This is a genomic window from Aeromonas sp. R5-1, from assembly GCF_040908265.1.
In the GTDB taxonomy this organism is placed as follows: Bacteria; Pseudomonadota; Gammaproteobacteria; order Enterobacterales; family Aeromonadaceae; genus Aeromonas; species Aeromonas caviae.
Map to the genome: position 1 here is coordinate 1 of NZ_JBFODJ010000065.1, position 16,098 is coordinate 16,098.

Sequence of the window (16,098 nt, forward strand, 5' to 3'; positions counted from 1 at the left end):
CTAAACAAAACAAGCCACACCCAAAGGACTGAGTTGATGCCTATCCTACCACCTCTGCCACGACCACAACGGCGCCGCATTCACAAAATCATCCATGCCACCCGTGATAAAGGACATGCTCGTCGCTTGATGGCCATCTTGCTGTTACATGAAGGACGCACGATCACCGATGTTCATCACCTTACCGGCGCTGCGCGCTCGACCATCGGTCGTTGGCTTCGGTGGTATCGAGATGAAGGCATAGATGCGCTAGAAGCCTTACCGGCTGGCCGTGCCCCAGTCTTACCTATCGCCAAGATTGTCACCTTACTGGTGCTGCTCATGCAGTTTTCTCCGCAAGATTTTGGTTATCAGCGCAGCCGTTGGTGTACTGAACTATTGGCTATAAAAATCAATCGGTTAACAGGGCTCAATGTGGCAGCCTCCACGCTCCGCCGATGGTTACCTCGTATGGGCATTGTCTGGCGCAGGCCCGTGCCGACCTTGCGGATAAAAGACCCAGCCTATCAGGAAAAAATGGCGAATATCGACGCCGCGCTGGCCCGCTGTGATGCCGATAATCCGGTGTTTTATGAGGATGAAGTCGATATAGACCTCAATCCCAAATTAGGAGCCGACTGGATGTTCAGAGCGCAGCAAAAGCGGGTTGTCACACCGGGGCAGAATGCCAAGCATTATCTGGCAGGCGTTCTCCACGCAGGCAACGGAAGGGTACTTTACGTCAGCGGGATCAAGAAAAACTCATCGCTGTTTATTGCCATGCTGGAAAAGCTGCGCCACCACTACCGACGAGCCAAAACCATCACGTTGATCCTCGATAACTACATCATTCACAAAAGCAAACAGACCGAGCGATGGTTGAAGAAGAATCCCAAGTTCTGCCTGGTGTTCCAGCCAGTTTACAGCCCTTGGGTTAATCACATAGAACGGCTATGGCACAAGTTACATGAAACCATCACGCGCAATCATCAATGCAGAGGGATGGCAAACCTGCTGGCCCGAGTGAAACACTTCATGGATACCGTGTCTCCTTTCCCGGGGAATGGCTATGGCACAGCGAAGGTGTAGCACTATTGGGATCAGTTATTTAGCCGCTATCTGGGGCGTTGAACCAAGTTGTATGTACTCTGTCACCAGGAAGGTGAAAAAGTTAGGGAGCAAAAATAGGGGCTAATTATTGCACCTTACGACACACCTCAAGTTTGATTAAATGCTCCCCGACCAAACCGCAGAACACCAAGAGCAACTGGAAAGGGAGCATCTGCTATATGCAAGACCTCAACCTCATCGCAATCAGCCAAGATCTCAACAACTGGCTGCCTGTAACCGAAATCCCCAAGCACTACCCCCAATTTAACTATCCCACACTGAAGGCCATGTTTTGGAAGCGAGCCGAGAAGCCCGGCTTGGAACGTTGCTGCCGAATTGTCGGCAAGCGGATGTTTGTGAATACCAAACTCTTCGGCTTGTGGATGGCTGGTGGACTGCCTGAACAACACCCGACGGATGATTAAACCGCAGGGAATCCATCTGTTACCGGATATAGGCAAACATGGTGTGCAAACCCATGGGGAAAACATGAAAAAAAGCCCTTACCTGCGACAGTAAGGGCATTTCGGATTACTCGCTGGCTCTGACAGTTTGCAGACCAAGGAGCCAGTGAGTGCGAGGTAATTTTAGCATGAAAGTTCACTTATTAATCCATAAAGGCCATCAAGGCTTGCTGGCCGAGATCCGTGTTTCGTCTTCTGATTCGGAGGGCAAGCGATGATCTATTTTGCATGGGCCACTGATAGCCAGGCTGAAACCTTCTATGGACCACCCAATCCCAGAACCGGCAAACGCTCCCGTGTCGGAGTATTGAGTGCCTTCTCCAGCAGAAAAGCGAGATCCGCCTTTATAGCGCAAAGCCAAGGGGCTGCTGCTGTTGTAACTCGCCCCTATGCTCGCCAAATGAAGGCTGGCTTAGACGATCGGGCATTCAATGAGCTGGTAGCCGCTCTGGTTGGGGGCGAGGTATGAGCACTGTAAGGTTTGTTTCTGATGTTGCAGCCGCAGCCGTGGGGCACTGGCCCGATTTGCTGGCGGGTCTTGGTCTCGATATTCCTCGTCATGGCAAGCATGGCCCCTGTCCTGCCTGTGGTGGCAAAGATCGCTTTCGATTTGATGACAAGGAAGGCCGAGGGACCTTCATCTGTGGCCAGTGCGGTGCCGGGGATGGGTTGGAGTTAGTATGTCGGGTGACGAGCAAGGGCCCCAAGGAGGCCGCTGAGTTGATAGCGCCTATGGTGGGGTTGGCTGCCGGTGGGCTAGATCCTGTCGAACGGGAGCGCATCCACCAGCAACAACAAGCCAAGGCCAAAGAGGCAGCCCGAAAGAGGGAACACGGTTACAAGAGGGCGGCAAAACGCGCCTGCCGTATCATGAACGCGCATTCGTTGGGCTGTAGCGCTTACCTATCCAGGAAAGGTTTTGCGGAACACCAGAGCGCGATCAGCGGTACCAAAGAAACGATAAATGGTGAGGTGTTTCCTGTCGGTAGTGTGATTGTTCCCTTGCTGAATGGCGCAGGGACGCTGGTGAACGTGGAGCTCATTCGCAACGAAGATGGTTTGAAACACACCTTGGGTGGTGGCCGCAAGGCTGGTGTATACCATCGCATTGATGGTGGGGCGCTGGTGGCCGTGGTGGAAGGCTACGCCACCGGTCTATCAGTCGAGCAGGCGACAGGAGCAACTGTCTATTGCGCGATGACAGCCAACAATCTGATGAACGTGGCCAAGATTGCCAGAAGCCAACACCCAGACGCCCAGATCATTATCTGTGGTGATCACGACCTGGATAAGGCAACCGCCCAGCGTAACGACTCCACCAAGCACCAGACTGAGCAAGCCGCAATGATCGTGGGCGGGCGTGCAATATTTCCACCAGAGGCCGGGGATTGGAACGATTACCACCAAGCTCATGGGCTGAGCAAGACACAAGAGGCCATCATGAGCGCCAGCACCAGACTGGCGACCAGCCAAAACCAAAACGCCAGCCAGAAGGGAGAGGAACTCAGGAAGATCGAGGTGAACCAGCCCCAACGGGGGCATGAGCCACCAGCCACCATGATCGACAAGATGAGTGCTAGTCAGCGGGCTGCACTACTGGTCGAACGATTGGGGCAAGTTGCTATCAGCCTTGAGGCCGAGCGTGTCTATCGCTATGACGGTAGCCTATGGACACCATGGACAGATACCGAACTGCGCCGCGAAATGGCTGCCATCTTTACCGAGCATGGCGTTCCGTTCAGTGACAAAGGTATTGCCGCCACAGTTTCCACGATGAAGCTGATGATCCCAACCATGGGCCAGCCAACCAAAGATCTGATCGGCTTTGCGAATGGAGTTTATGACATGACAACTCGCCAGTTTCGGCATCACTCGCCTAGTGATGGACTGCTCACGCACAACGGTATCAACTATGCCCCGCCGCTCGCTGATGAATGTCTCGATCGGGATGCTCCCAACTTCACTAGATGGTTATGCCACGCCGTCGATAACAACGCCGCCAAGATGGCTCGCATCAATGCCGCCTTATATATGGTGCTGGCAAACCGTTATGACTGGCAGCTATTCCTTGAGGTGACCGGTGAGGGGGGCAGCGGCAAGAGCATCTTTGCCAATGTGGCAATCCTGTTAGCTGGTGGAAAACGGAACACCGGCTCTGGCAACATGGCCTCACTGGATCACGCTAAAAGTCGCTACCAGTTTGTCGATAAACGGCTGATTGTGCTGCCTGACCAGCCCAAATACATCGGTGATGGCAGTGGCATCAAGGCTATTACCGGGGGCGATTTGGTCGAGATCGATGGGAAGTATGAGAAACAATTTGCCACTGTCATCCAGGCTGTTGTGCTGGCCACCAATAACGAGCCTATGGTCATTACTGAACGCAATGGGGGAATATCCCGACGCAGGGTGATCTTTACCTTTGACCGGGTTGTGGCCGAAGCGGATAAAGACCCGTTGCTTGGCGACAAGATTGCTACCGAGTTGCCGGTGGTGATCCGCCACCTGTTAACCCAGTTTGCCGAACCTGAGCATGCCCGTCACTTATTGCTGGAGCAGCGTAACTCTGATGATGCCTTGACCATCAAACGAGCCACCGACCCCGTGATCGACCTTTGCGGGATGGTGCTCTTTCTGAATGAACCCAAGGGATTGATGATGGGGGGTAATCCGGAGATCAAGCGGGAACCCCGGCGCTACCTCTATCATGCCTATCTTTCCTTTATGGAGTATCACGGCCTGGGGCGCCCGCTATCAGTTCAAGCGTTTAGCCGCGCGGTCAAGGCAGCAGCCAAAGAGTATGGCCGTCAATACTGCAGCAGGGTGATCAAGGGCAGGTCCCAAACCAACGTCATACTGACCGAGGTAGCGGAGATGTTCTTACCCCAAGCTGTCTATGACGATCAGCAATGACGACCCAGTGATAACAGAATGATGAGCTTGGCCGCTGTACCTGATGATAGGAAGGACTTTCATCCACAAACCCTACCCTCCCTACCCAGCGCAACTGAAAGCCTTGCCTGGCAAGGGATGCAAAGAGGTAGGGTGAGTATTCTCTAACCCTACCCAAACCCTACTGGTCATCTTTATCCCTACCATGATGTTTGATCTGGCCGGGTAGCAGATCCGCTCTGTTCTGATCAACCAAACAGACGAGATTTTGAGGCCGAGGTAGGGTATGGGTAGGCAATCAATGTTGAACCCTACACGCCTCAAGCCAGTCTTGGTAAGGCCTGCAACGGAGGTAGGCTGGGTAGGCACCAAAAGCGGTAAAACAATTCAGGGGGATTAGCGGGCCAAGCCAATGATGATCCACCAAGCCCAACGTGAAGCAGAAGCGAATGATCGACGAAATTCTGAAGAGGTATGCCAAAGAGATAGCGAAAGAGGAAAAGCAGCGGCTAGAGGAGCAAAAACGAGCAGAGCGCCAACGCAAGCAGTTAGCACGATTGTGCAAGCCAGCACCGGGAGTTGAAGACATTTTTCGGTATCGTAATGCCTGGGCTCGGCATGCTGGCCAGTCTAGCCGTCGATTGATGGAGCGGGCAGAGCGAAACCATGCCATATCCAAGCTGGGGCCGATTAATCACTTGGCCGCTCTTGTCGTTGCAATGGCGTGGCATCCGCACCATACCTACATTCTGGTCGTCGCAACAGACCCTGGCGTGACCTGTGAGAAGCTGACTGACTTCTACAACCTGAACCATTCAAATCACAGGATGGTATTCCGTCGCTTGAACACAGTGCTAAAGCCGTTGGGTTGGCGTTTCGCCTCATACCCCAGGGGCGCACCCAATGAGCCATGGGGTTGGGAGTTGGAGAAAATCCCGCAGTGATCACCCCTAACATGATCACTTTTTGTGTTACAGGCGATCACTATTGCCCTGTATGACCCGAAGGTGGTCATAACCCAGTCATGACAAGGCTTACCCCCCTGCCCCACCCCCAAATGCAGCAAAGTGATCGCGCTTGGCAGAGCGGTGCGGTTGCAGAGTAACGAACCTGCTCATTTTCGTGAAAATAAAGATGTAAGCATCAGTAAAGTAAGGCATTTTATTAAAGCGATCGCTCTGCATAACGATCTCTTTTTTATCGACTCTCGGCGATCACTTTTCTGGCCGGCCAGGGTCGCTCTTGGTGGTCATCAGCCCCCGGGCCAGTTCTGACAGGGCATTGCCGGTGGGAGTGATCGCACACGCCTCTTCAGCTACCCCCAAAAATGAAAAACTCGTTGTCCCGTTACAGGCGATCACTTTCGCTGCCATCAACCGGATCTGCCGGGTTAATCGCGCCCATCTCGTTCTCGTGAGCCCATATTCGTGCCTCGATCATAGTTGTCAGGGCTTCATTTGTATAAACTGCCCGCCAGATAATGGATCGACGACTGACGGGCCGGACTTTTTCTCGCCGATGCATCACCTTGGCTGCATCGCCTTCTGTTGACCCACCACCCTGGATAGGTCCCTGCTGTGCCCGTAAGGCTCGGCATGCGCCGTTCCGTCAGTCTGACAACTTGGCCCGCATCCTCACTTTGGCTTTCGCGCAGGTGGGCTGTGACGGCAACATGCATAACCGGAGAAACCCATGACCGACCCCAACGAGCTCAGCCAGGCGCTGCTGGCCGCCGTTCCTGAAGATGGCAGCAGCATCGGCAACCAAGCCCTGATGGACACCTTGAAAGCCCAATTCAGCGACCTGACCGATGAGGTATTTACCGCCGCACGCGAGGCCCTGTTGGAACAGGGCGTTCTGCGCAAGGGGCGCGGGCGGGGCGGTGCTGTACTCCGGGTGTTGGAAGGCGACGCTGCCACTGCAGCACCACGCAAAGCGAAAGCCAGTGGCAGTGCTAAGCAGGCCAAGGATGAGCCGCAAGCTACCGGTATCGAGGGGCTGAAGAAGACCCTGTGGGCTGCCGCAGACAAGCTGCGTGCCGACATGGACGCCGCCGAGTACAAGCACATCGTGCTGGGCCTTATCTTCCTCAAGTACATCTCCGACTCCTTCGCCGCCCGTCGAAGCGAACTGACTCGCCGCTTTGCCGATGAGAGCGACGAGTACTTCCTCTACGACTGTGACGATGAGCTGCTGGCCGAGGAGCTGGAAGACCGCGACTACTACCGTGAAGTAAACGCCTTCTGGGTACCGGAAGGGGCCCGTTGGGAGGGGCTACGGGCCCATGCCAAGCAGGCCGATATCGGCAAGCGCATTGACGATGCGCTGACCCTGATCGAACAGGAGAACCCACGGCTCAAGGGCATCCTCGACAAGCGCTACGCCCGAGCCCAGTTGCCCGATGGCAAGCTCGGCGAGCTGGTGGATCTGGTTTCCAAGATTGGCTTTGGCAGTGATGTCGGTGAAGCACGCGACATCCTGGGGCAGGTCTACGAGTACTTCCTTGGCGAGTTTGCCAGTGCCGAGGGCAAGAAGGGGGGCCAGTTCTATACCCCTGCCAGCATCGTCAAGACGCTGGTGGCGGTGCTTGCTCCCCATCATGGCCAGGTTTACGACCCTTGCTGCGGTTCAGGCGGCATGTTCGTGCAGTCGGAGAGGTTTATCGAAGCCCATGGCGGCAAGCTGGGTGATGTCTCCATCTACGGTCAAGAGTCGAACCCGACCACTTGGCGGCTGGCTGCCATGAACCTCGCCATCCAGGGGATGGACTACAACCTCGGGCGCGAAAACGGTGATACCTTCACCCGCAATCAGCACCCGGACTTGCGGGCTGACTTTGTGCTGGCCAACCCGCCGTTCAATATCAGCGACTGGTGGCATGGCAGCCTCGAGGGGGATCCGCGTTGGGTCTACGGTACGCCGCCTGCGGGCAACGCCAACTATGCGTGGCTGCAGCATATGCTCTACCACCTCAAGCCCAATGGCCGCGCCGGTATCGTGTTGGCCAACGGTTCGATGAGCTCTAGCCAGAATAGCGAGGGCGACATTCGCCGTGCCATGGTGGAGGCGGACGTGGTGGAGTGCATGGTGGCGCTGCCGGGTCAGCTCTTCTTCAACACTCAGATCCCGGCATGCCTCTGGTTCCTCGCCAAGAACAAGACCTGCCGTCAGGGCGAGGTGCTGTTTATCGATGCCCGCAAGCTGGGCACCATGATCAGCCGGGTGCAGTGTGAACTCGATGAGAGCGCGATTGCCAAGATTGCCGATACCTTCCACGCATGGAAAGGGGGTGGGGAGTGCGAGCAACCCTATGAAGACGTTCCGGGCTTTTGCCGTAGTGCGACCTTGGCCGAGATTGCTGAGCACGGCCATGTGTTGACCCCCGGTCGCTATGTTGGTGCCGAAGAGGTGGAGGAGGACGATGAAGCCTTTGCCGACAAAATGGCTCGTTTGACCAAGCAACTTGGGGACCAGATTAGCAAAGGGAGCGAACTGGATCTGTTGATAAAACAGAAGCTGGGGGGGCTTGGGTATGACCTTTGAGCACCATAGTTTTGGGCAGATTTCTCTGAAGGATTCGTTGGAGTTTATCGTTGATAACAGAGGTCGAACAGCGCCTACAGCAACAACTGGAATTGCACTGATTGCTACTAATTGCGTGAATAATCGCGATCTTTATCCGCAAAAACAAAATCTACGATATGTATCAAAAGAGACATTTGATACTTGGTTTAGGGCTCATCCAAAGCCTGGCGATATATTGCTTACAAATAAGGGCAGTCAAAACGGAGCAGTCTGTTTGGTGCCGAATCCTGTCGATTTTTGTATTGCACAGGATATGGTCGCATTACGAGCAGACTCGAAGAAAATCGAACCGCTTTATCTCTTTGCTGCGCTACGGTCAGATCTTGTGCAGGCTCGGATCAAGGCTCTAAATGTAGATGCAGTGATTCCACATTTTAAAAAGACGGACTTCGATAAGTTGTTTCTGCCATTACCTACGCCTGCTGTTCAGCGCTTTGTCGGTGCCTTGTATTATGAGCTTTCATTAAAAATTGAATTTTTGCGTGAAACGAATATTACGTTGGAGAGTATTTTGCAGACGCTGTTCAAGTCGTGGTTTGTTGACTTCGATCCGGTTCATGCACGTGCTCGTGGTGAGCAGCCTGCTGGTCTGACACCCGAGGTTGCATCCCTGTTCCCCGACAGCTTCGAAGAGTCCGAACTTGGTATGGTGCCGAAGGGGTGGACGGTTAAGCCCGTGGGGGATGCAGTTGAATGCATTGGTGGCGGGACGCCGGATACAAAGAAACCTGCATTCTGGGAACCTGCTGAGCATTCTTGGACAACTCCAAAGGACTTGTCTGGTCTGCAGTCACCGGTGCTTTTGCAGACAGAACGCAAACTCTCGTCAGAAGGCTTGGCAAAAGTAAGTTCCGGGTTGTTACCAACAGGAACTTTGTTGATGTCGTCTCGAGCACCTATTGGTTATCTTGCTATCACTCAAATGCCAGTAGCAGTGAATCAGGGCTATATCGCCATGCCGCTCGGAGGGCAATTGCCGCCACTATATATGCTGTTTTGGTGTCGTCAGAACATGGAGATGATTAAGAGTCACGCCAACGGTTCGACTTTCATGGAGATTAGCAAGAAGGCATTCCGCCCTCTACCCGCTCTGGTTCCATCCAAAGAAGTCATCGTTGAGTTCATGAGAATTGCCGAACCTTTGTTTGCTCGCTTGGTAGAAAATCAAAAGCAAGCCCAAACCCTCGCTACCTTGCGCGACACCCTGCTACCCCGTCTGATCTCCGGTCAACTGCGCTTGCCGGAGGCAGAGGCTATGGCCGAAGGGGCAAGCTGACGTGGCAGATATAAGGGGGTGGCATGAGATACAGGCCGATTACAGGGACACCCTGATTGTGGGCAATGGCGGCAGTGTCGCTGTCAATCCCTGTTTTCGTTACACCAACCTGTATCAGCAGGGCTGTGAGCACGGATTTATCCGCCCTGCCGCACAGCAGGTGTTTGATCAATTCGCCAAGAATGACCGTGATTTCGAACGAGTGTTATATCGCCTATGGCAGGCTGACTATATCAATCAAAAGTTTGAGCTGGCCAAAATCGAGCGTGACAAAGTTCGCAACGCCTATACAGATGTGCGGCGGGCGCTGATCGATACCGTAAAAGACATTCATCCAGACAAGGCTATCAGTGACCAGCAAGGGCTTGCCCATATTGGCCGCTTTATGGCAGGTTTTTCGACGGTATTCAGCCTCAACTACGACTTGATTGTCTATTGGGCATCACTTAATGCTCGCCAAGCCAATGGTTGGCGTTTTGAGGACGGGTTCACCATTGATAAGACGCGCGCGACAGACCCCAAATTGATCAAGCAATGCTTCAACGCGTCATTCCCTGCTGAACTTGAGCCCGGAGTGACCAGAGTCTTTTATCCTCATGGCAATCTTGCGCTCTACCGAACTCAAGGTGGCGAGGAAAGTAAGCTGATGGCCGACAATAGCGACCCATTAAGCCTTATCACCCAGTACTGGCGTGATAATGACGGTCAACCTCTGTTTGTGTGCGAGGGCTCGTCAGAGAGCAAGATCGCCGCGATAAACAGCTCCCGATATCTTTCCCATGTGTATCAACATGAATTACCTCGCCCCAAAGACAGCATGACTATTTATGGCTGGAGCATTGGCAAACAGGATCGTCATATTCTTGAGCAGCTGGCGTTATCACCATGCCGTCGCGCCGCGGTGTCTGTGTTTGCTGGTAACAAGACACCAAAAAAAATTGAATCCGAAAGGGTGCATATGGAAAAAATGCTAAATGATGCGGGCATCAAGGAGGTTGTATTTTTTGATGCCACCAGTGCGGGGTGTTGGAACCATGCTGACTAAAAGAGGTGACTGCTGATGTCATTTGATCGTAACCAGCCCTATAACGACCTGCCATTGCTGCCCCCCATCATCGAGCTGGAGACCAAGGCGGTGTTGAAACAAGCCATCGCGGCCAACCGGGTATTGGCCAATCTGCGCGGGCTGGCGGCCAAGATCCCCAATCAGGGGCTGCTGATTAACAGCATCATCTTGCAAGAAGCGCGGCTCTCATCGGAAATCGAGAATATCGTCACCACCAATGACGAGCTGTATCGCGCCGCCGCCAACCGCGATGGCAAGACAGATCCTCACACCAAAGAGGTGCTGCGCTACCGTGAGGCGCTCTATCATGGCTTCCATTCGCTCAAGGATCGCCCGCTCAATACCAACCTGTTTATTGAACTGGTTCGGCTGATTAAACAGGTGGATATCGGCATTCGCGCCATCCCCGGTACGGCCCTGAAGAGTGACCGAGGTGAGGTCATTTATACCCCACCCGTTGGAGAGCAGGTGATCCGCGACAAGCTGGCCAATCTTGAGCAATTTATCCATGCCGAGGATGAGCTGGACCCGCTGGTCAAGATGGCGGTGATGCATTATCAGTTCGAGGCGATTCACCCCTTCCCCGATGGTAATGGCCGTACCGGTCGCATCCTGAACCTGTTGTATCTTGTTGAGCAGCAACTGTTGGATATCCCGGTGCTCTTTTTGTCGCGCTACATCATCGCCAATCGGCAGGAATATTATGCCGGCCTACGGGGCATCACCGAAGCGCAGCAATGGGAACCCTGGGTGCTGTTTATGCTCAGGGCTGTGGAGAGCACGGCACAACAAACCTTTGAGCAGGTCAATCGCATCCTGAGTTTGATGGAAGAGGTGCGCGAGCGGGTGCAGCGGGAGGCGGAGGCCATCTATAGCAAGGATCTGGTCGAACTGATTTTTATGCAGCCCTACACCAAGATCGGGTTTCTGGTCGATGCCGGTATTGCCAAACGCCAGACGGCCTCTCGCTATCTGCAAACACTGGCGACGATGGGCATCTTGCGGGAAGAGCAGGTTGGCCGTGAAAAGTACTACATCAACGATGCGTTGTTCGCCGAGTTGACCCGCTAACCGATCAGGGTGACGGGATCGACATATCACCATAACGTGTCGATTTTTCGGCTTTTTTTAAACATATTTTCGCAACCTGTCGATCCCATCGACAGATGGGGGTGACGAGTCGATATGTCACCCGTTGTGACGCTGAGCAGGTTGGGCATACCCGAATGGCAGAGGCCATGGGGGGGCCAGGGATCGTCTTGAGGGATTGAGCAACAATGACCGAAGAGCAGTTGGAACAAGAGGTGCTGGGGTGGTTGGCCGAGGTGGGCTATCGCGTGGTGTGTGGCTACGATGTGGCCCCCGATTCTGATAACCCGTGGCGTGAGCAGTTCCAGCAGGTGCTGCTGCGCGAGCGCTTGCGGGAGGCGATTGCCCGGCTCAACCCCTCCGTGCCGCTGGTGGCGCGTGAAGATGCGCTGGCGCAGGTGGTCAATCTCGATACCCCGGCGCTGCTGTCGGCCAACCGGGCATTTCACCGCTTGCTGGTGAATGGGGTGCCGGTGCAGTACCAGCGCGATGGCGAGACGGTGGGGGACTTTGTCCGCCTCGTTGACTTCGAGCAGCCCACCGCCAACGAGTGGCTGGCCATCAACCAGTTCTCTATCAAGGGGCCCAAACACACCCGCCGCCCCGACATCATCCTCTTCATCAACGGGCTGCCGCTGGTGGTGCTTGAGCTCAAGAACCCGGCCGATGTGAATGCCGACATCTGGAAGGCGTTTGATCAGCTGCAGACCTACAAGGAGCAGATCCCCGACCTGTTTCAGTACAACGAGATCCTTATTGCCTCCGATGGTAGCGAGGCGCGGATGGGGTCGCTGTCGGCCAATGCCGAGCGCTTTATGCAGTGGCGCACGGTGGATGGGGTCAACCTCGACCCCTATGGCGAGTTTGGCGAGCTGGAGACCATGGTGCGCGGCATTCTGACCCCGGCCATGCTGCTCGATTACCTGCGCTTTTTCGTGTTGTTTGAAGACGATGGCCGCTTGGTCAAGAAGATCGCCGGTTATCACCAGTTTCATGCCGTACGCGCGGCGATCACCCAGGTGGTGGCGGCGTCGCGCCCCGGTGGTAGCCATAAGGGCGGGGTGGTGTGGCACACCCAGGGCAGCGGCAAGAGCATCACCATGACCTGCTTTGCGGCGCGGGTGATGCGCGAGGCGGCGATGGAGAACCCGACCATCGTGGTGATCACCGACCGTAATGACCTTGATGGCCAGCTGTTCGGGGTGTTTTCCCTGTCGCAAGATTTGATCCGCGAGCAGCCGGTGCAAGTGGAAACCCGCGGCGATCTGCGCAGCAAGCTGGCCAACCGACCCTCCGGCGGCATTGTGTTTGCCACCATCCAGAAGTTTATGCCCGGCGCGGATGAAGACACCTTCCCGGTGCTGAGCGAGCGCGCCAACATCGTGGTGATTGCCGATGAGGCGCACCGCACCCAGTACGGTTTCAGCGCCTCGCTCAAATTACCCAACCAGATTGCAGAAGGGGCGGCGCGCTATCAGGTCGGCTATGCCCAGCACTTGCGCGACGCACTGCCCAACGCGACGTTTGTGGCCTTTACCGGCACCCCGGTATCGAGTGAAGACCGGGATACCCGCGCGGTGTTTGGTGACTACATCCACGTCTATGACATGCAGCAGGCCAAGGAAGATGGCGCGACGGTGGCGATCTATTACGAGTCACGCCTCGCCAAGTTGTCGCTCAAGGCCGACGAACTGACCCACCTCGATGACGAGGTAGATGAGCTGGCCGAGGATGAGGAAGAGGGTGAGCAGGCCAAGCTGAAGTCACGCTGGGCCGCACTGGAGAAGGTGGTCGGCAGCACGCCCAGGATCGAGCGGGTGGCCGCCGATCTGGTGGCCCACTTTGAAGAGCGCAATCAGGCGCAGCATGGCAAGGCGATGATGGTGGCCATGAGCCGCGAGATCTGCGTGCACTTGTATGATGCCGTGGTGGCCCTGCGCCCCGACTGGCATGACCCGGACCCCGACAAGGGGGCCATCAAGATCGTGATGACCGGTAGCGCCTCTGACAAGGCGTTGCTGCGCCCCCATATTCATCCAGCCTTGGTCAAGAAACGGCTGGAGAAGCGGTTCAAAGACCCGAGTGACCCGCTCAAGCTGGTCATCGTGCGTGATATGTGGCTGACCGGCTTCGATGCGCCCTGCGTGCATACCCTCTATGTGGACAAGCCGATGAAGGGCCACAACCTGATGCAGGCGATTGCGCGGGTGAACCGGGTGTTCAAGGACAAACAAGGCGGGCTGGTGGTCGATTACATCGGGATCGCCAACGAGCTCAAGAGCGCCATCAAGGAGTACACCGCCAGCAAAGGACGGGGCAAGCCGACCGTCGATGCCCATGAGGCCTACGCGGTGTTGGAGGAGAAACTCGATATCCTGCGCGCCCTGCTGCATGGCTTTGATTACAGCGACTACCTCACCGGTGGCCACAAGCTGCTCGCCGGGGCCGCCAACTTTATTCTTGGCCTTGAGGATGGCAAGAAGCGCTTTGCCGATAACGCGCTGGCGATGAGCAAGGCGTTCACGCTCTGCTGCACCCTTGACGAGGCCAAGGCAGTGCGGGAAGAAGTGGCCTTCTTGCAGGCGGTCAAGGTGCTGCTGACCAAGAAGGCGATCTCCCAAAAGAAGAAAACCGACGAAGAGCGCGACCTGGCCATTCGCCAGATCATCGGCAATGCGGTGGTATCGGGCGATGTGGTCGATGTGTTTGAAGCGGTGGGGCTCGACAAGCCCAATATCGGCCTGCTCGATGATGAGTTTCTGGCCGAGGTGCGCAACCTGCCGGAGCGCAATCTTGCGGTGGAGTTGCTGGAGCGACTGCTGGAGGGGGAGATCAAGTCGAAGTTCGCGACCAACCTCTCTCAGGAGAAGAAGTTCTCGGAGATGCTGACCAAGGTGATCGCACGCTATCAGAACCGCTCCATCGAAACCGCGCAGGTGATCGAGGAGCTGATCGACATGGCCAAGAAGTTTGCCGCCGTAAGCAAGCGGGGGCAGGCCTTGGGCCTTAACGATGACGAGCTCGCCTTCTATGATGCCTTGGCCAACAACGAGGCGTCGGTGCGTGAGCTGGGGGACGAGATACTGGCCAAGATAGCCCATGAGCTGACAGCCAACCTGCGCCGTAGCGTGACCGTGGATTGGAGCAGCCGCGAAAGCGTGCGCGCCAAACTGCGGCTGATGGTCAAGCGCATCCTGCGCAAGTACAAGTACCCGCCAGACCAGCAGGAAGAAGCTGCCCAGCTGGTACTGGCACAGGCAGAGAGCTTGTGTGAGGTTTGGTGTTGAGGTGGTTAATGGACGAAAAAAAGGGCTCGCTCAAAAAGGCACAGAAAAGCATGTCACATCGGGATAAATGGTAATGAAACAGGGTTTTGTCTTACCCAATAGAATCCATGATATCGGTTCTTTGGTGGTTTATACCAAGCAACTCAGCCCACAACCCTCGATTAACGATCTCTGGATGGCTTATCTTGAGCGCATTCCTGAAGACTGCACAAATGACGAAATTGATGCCCTTCAGTCATGGTTTTATCAAGAGGTTGAAGACCGGTGCTATGAGCTCCTGCTCTTGTAGCTCTTTGCTCGACTACAGTGGGGAATTACTTAGTTTTGCTGGCCGTAGGCATGTGATTTCGGTGGGTAAAAATGTGCAAAATGTGCAAACCCACCTCACTCACAGCAAACTGGAGATAACCAAAACCCACTTGATTCAAGGCATTACGACTCGTACTATCCTTGTGAAACCGTAGAATCAGGATTCAAAATCCGCCGTTGCAAAACGTGTCGGTTCGAGTCCGACCCCGGGCACCATCAGATTCCATGACAAAAGGCCATCCTCGCGGATGGCCTTTTGTTTTTTCGGGCGGTGCGAAGAGGTGTACCCTCAGACCCTCAGACCCTCAGACCCTCAGACCCTCAGACCTTCAGACCTTCAGACCCACAGGCTCTCGGGCCATCAACCTCTCGGACTGCCATCCCCTCAGTCGATGTTCTGCGCGATGCGCCACAGCACGCCTGAGGGGTCGTACAGACAGAACTCCTTCATGCGCCACGGCTGGGTGACGAGCTCCGTGACCCGGACGCCGTAGCGGGCGGCGATCTGGCTCGCCTCCACTTGGGCCCGCCAGGCGGCCACGTCCTCCACCAGGAGGTGCATCATGAGCTGCTCGGCCAGCCCCGGGGGGTTGCCATCCTGCAGCAGGAAGCTTGCGTTGCCGAGATGAAAATAGGCCACGCCGTCGCCATCGGAGGCCAGGGTAAAGCCGAGATCCTGATAGAACTGCTTTGACAGCGTGAAATCCCGGGCAGGCACGAAGGCCTTGATTTCGGTCACGTTGAGATTGGGCATGGGCTCCTCGCGGCGCTGGGAACAGGGGAAGATGGCTTGCCAGTATGACCGGGCATTTCGGGGCAGGCTAGACGAATGGCGCGCGTTTGCACTCTTAAAGTGCTTGTGCCCCTCGGGTGGGGGGATATTGGCCGTCAGCCTCATTTGATTTCACCATGGTATGGCCCATTTCATTTATTTCATAAATACCTTCCTGATTATCCATGACCCTCAGCCAGCTTCAAGAGCCGATATGGCATCGGAGGGCTTGCCACGACTGCATGCCCCAATTCAACCAACATGCTCTT

General features: G+C 55.3%; 10 protein-coding genes. 9 read left to right on the forward strand and 1 reads right to left on the reverse strand.

Annotated elements, in window-relative coordinates; genetic code table 11:
- Positions 1-36 precede the first annotated feature (36 nt).
- The 9 genes from AB5Y64_RS10025 (at position 37) to AB5Y64_RS10065 (ending at position 14,748) form a co-directional block, all read left to right on the forward strand.
- Positions 37-1,068, forward strand: coding sequence for an IS630-like element ISAhy2 family transposase (locus AB5Y64_RS10025; RefSeq protein WP_001809438.1), 1,032 nt, complete (start codon positions 37-39; stop codon positions 1,066-1,068).
- A 200-nt stretch (positions 1,069-1,268) separates the two neighbouring features.
- Positions 1,269-1,514, forward strand: coding sequence for a hypothetical protein (locus tag AB5Y64_RS10030; RefSeq protein ID WP_047438419.1), 246 nt, complete (start codon positions 1,269-1,271; stop codon positions 1,512-1,514).
- A gap of 504 nt (positions 1,515-2,018) precedes the next feature.
- Positions 2,019-4,466 (forward strand): primase-helicase zinc-binding domain-containing protein, encoded by a 2,448-nt coding sequence (locus tag AB5Y64_RS10035; RefSeq protein ID WP_201995738.1) that lies wholly within the window; start codon positions 2,019-2,021, stop codon positions 4,464-4,466.
- Between the two features lie 428 nt (positions 4,467-4,894).
- Entirely contained in the window at positions 4,895-5,389 is a 495-nt protein-coding gene (locus tag AB5Y64_RS10040; RefSeq protein ID WP_201871580.1) for a hypothetical protein, read from the forward strand.
- Between the two features lie 748 nt (positions 5,390-6,137).
- Positions 6,138-7,988, forward strand: a complete 1,851-nt coding sequence (locus tag AB5Y64_RS10045) for a type I restriction-modification system subunit M (RefSeq protein WP_368203726.1) — start codon at positions 6,138-6,140, stop codon at positions 7,986-7,988.
- Positions 7,978-9,306: a restriction endonuclease subunit S gene (locus AB5Y64_RS10050; protein ID WP_335837976.1), complete on the forward strand. Its 1,329-nt coding sequence runs from the start codon at positions 7,978-7,980 to the stop codon at positions 9,304-9,306. Before AB5Y64_RS10045 ends, AB5Y64_RS10050 begins: the two co-directional genes overlap by 11 nt.
- Position 9,307: 1 nt before the next feature.
- Positions 9,308-10,351 (forward strand): DUF4917 family protein, encoded by a 1,044-nt coding sequence (locus AB5Y64_RS10055; protein ID WP_113721843.1) that lies wholly within the window; start codon positions 9,308-9,310, stop codon positions 10,349-10,351.
- 15 nt (positions 10,352-10,366) lie between these two features.
- Positions 10,367-11,443: a Fic family protein gene (locus AB5Y64_RS10060; RefSeq protein ID WP_077097230.1), complete on the forward strand. Its 1,077-nt coding sequence runs from the start codon at positions 10,367-10,369 to the stop codon at positions 11,441-11,443.
- 206 nt (positions 11,444-11,649) lie between these two features.
- On the forward strand, positions 11,650-14,748 hold the full coding sequence (locus tag AB5Y64_RS10065) for a type I restriction endonuclease subunit R (RefSeq protein WP_201871585.1): 3,099 nt from the start codon (positions 11,650-11,652) through the stop codon (positions 14,746-14,748).
- 694 nt (positions 14,749-15,442) lie between these two features.
- On the opposite strand, the gene AB5Y64_RS10070 is transcribed toward AB5Y64_RS10065, so the two are convergent.
- The gene (locus AB5Y64_RS10070) at positions 15,443-15,811 is read right to left on the reverse strand and encodes a VOC family protein (RefSeq protein ID WP_043154157.1); all 369 of its coding nucleotides are present in this window, start codon (positions 15,809-15,811) and stop codon (positions 15,443-15,445) included.
- Positions 15,812-16,098: the final 287 nt, after the last annotated feature.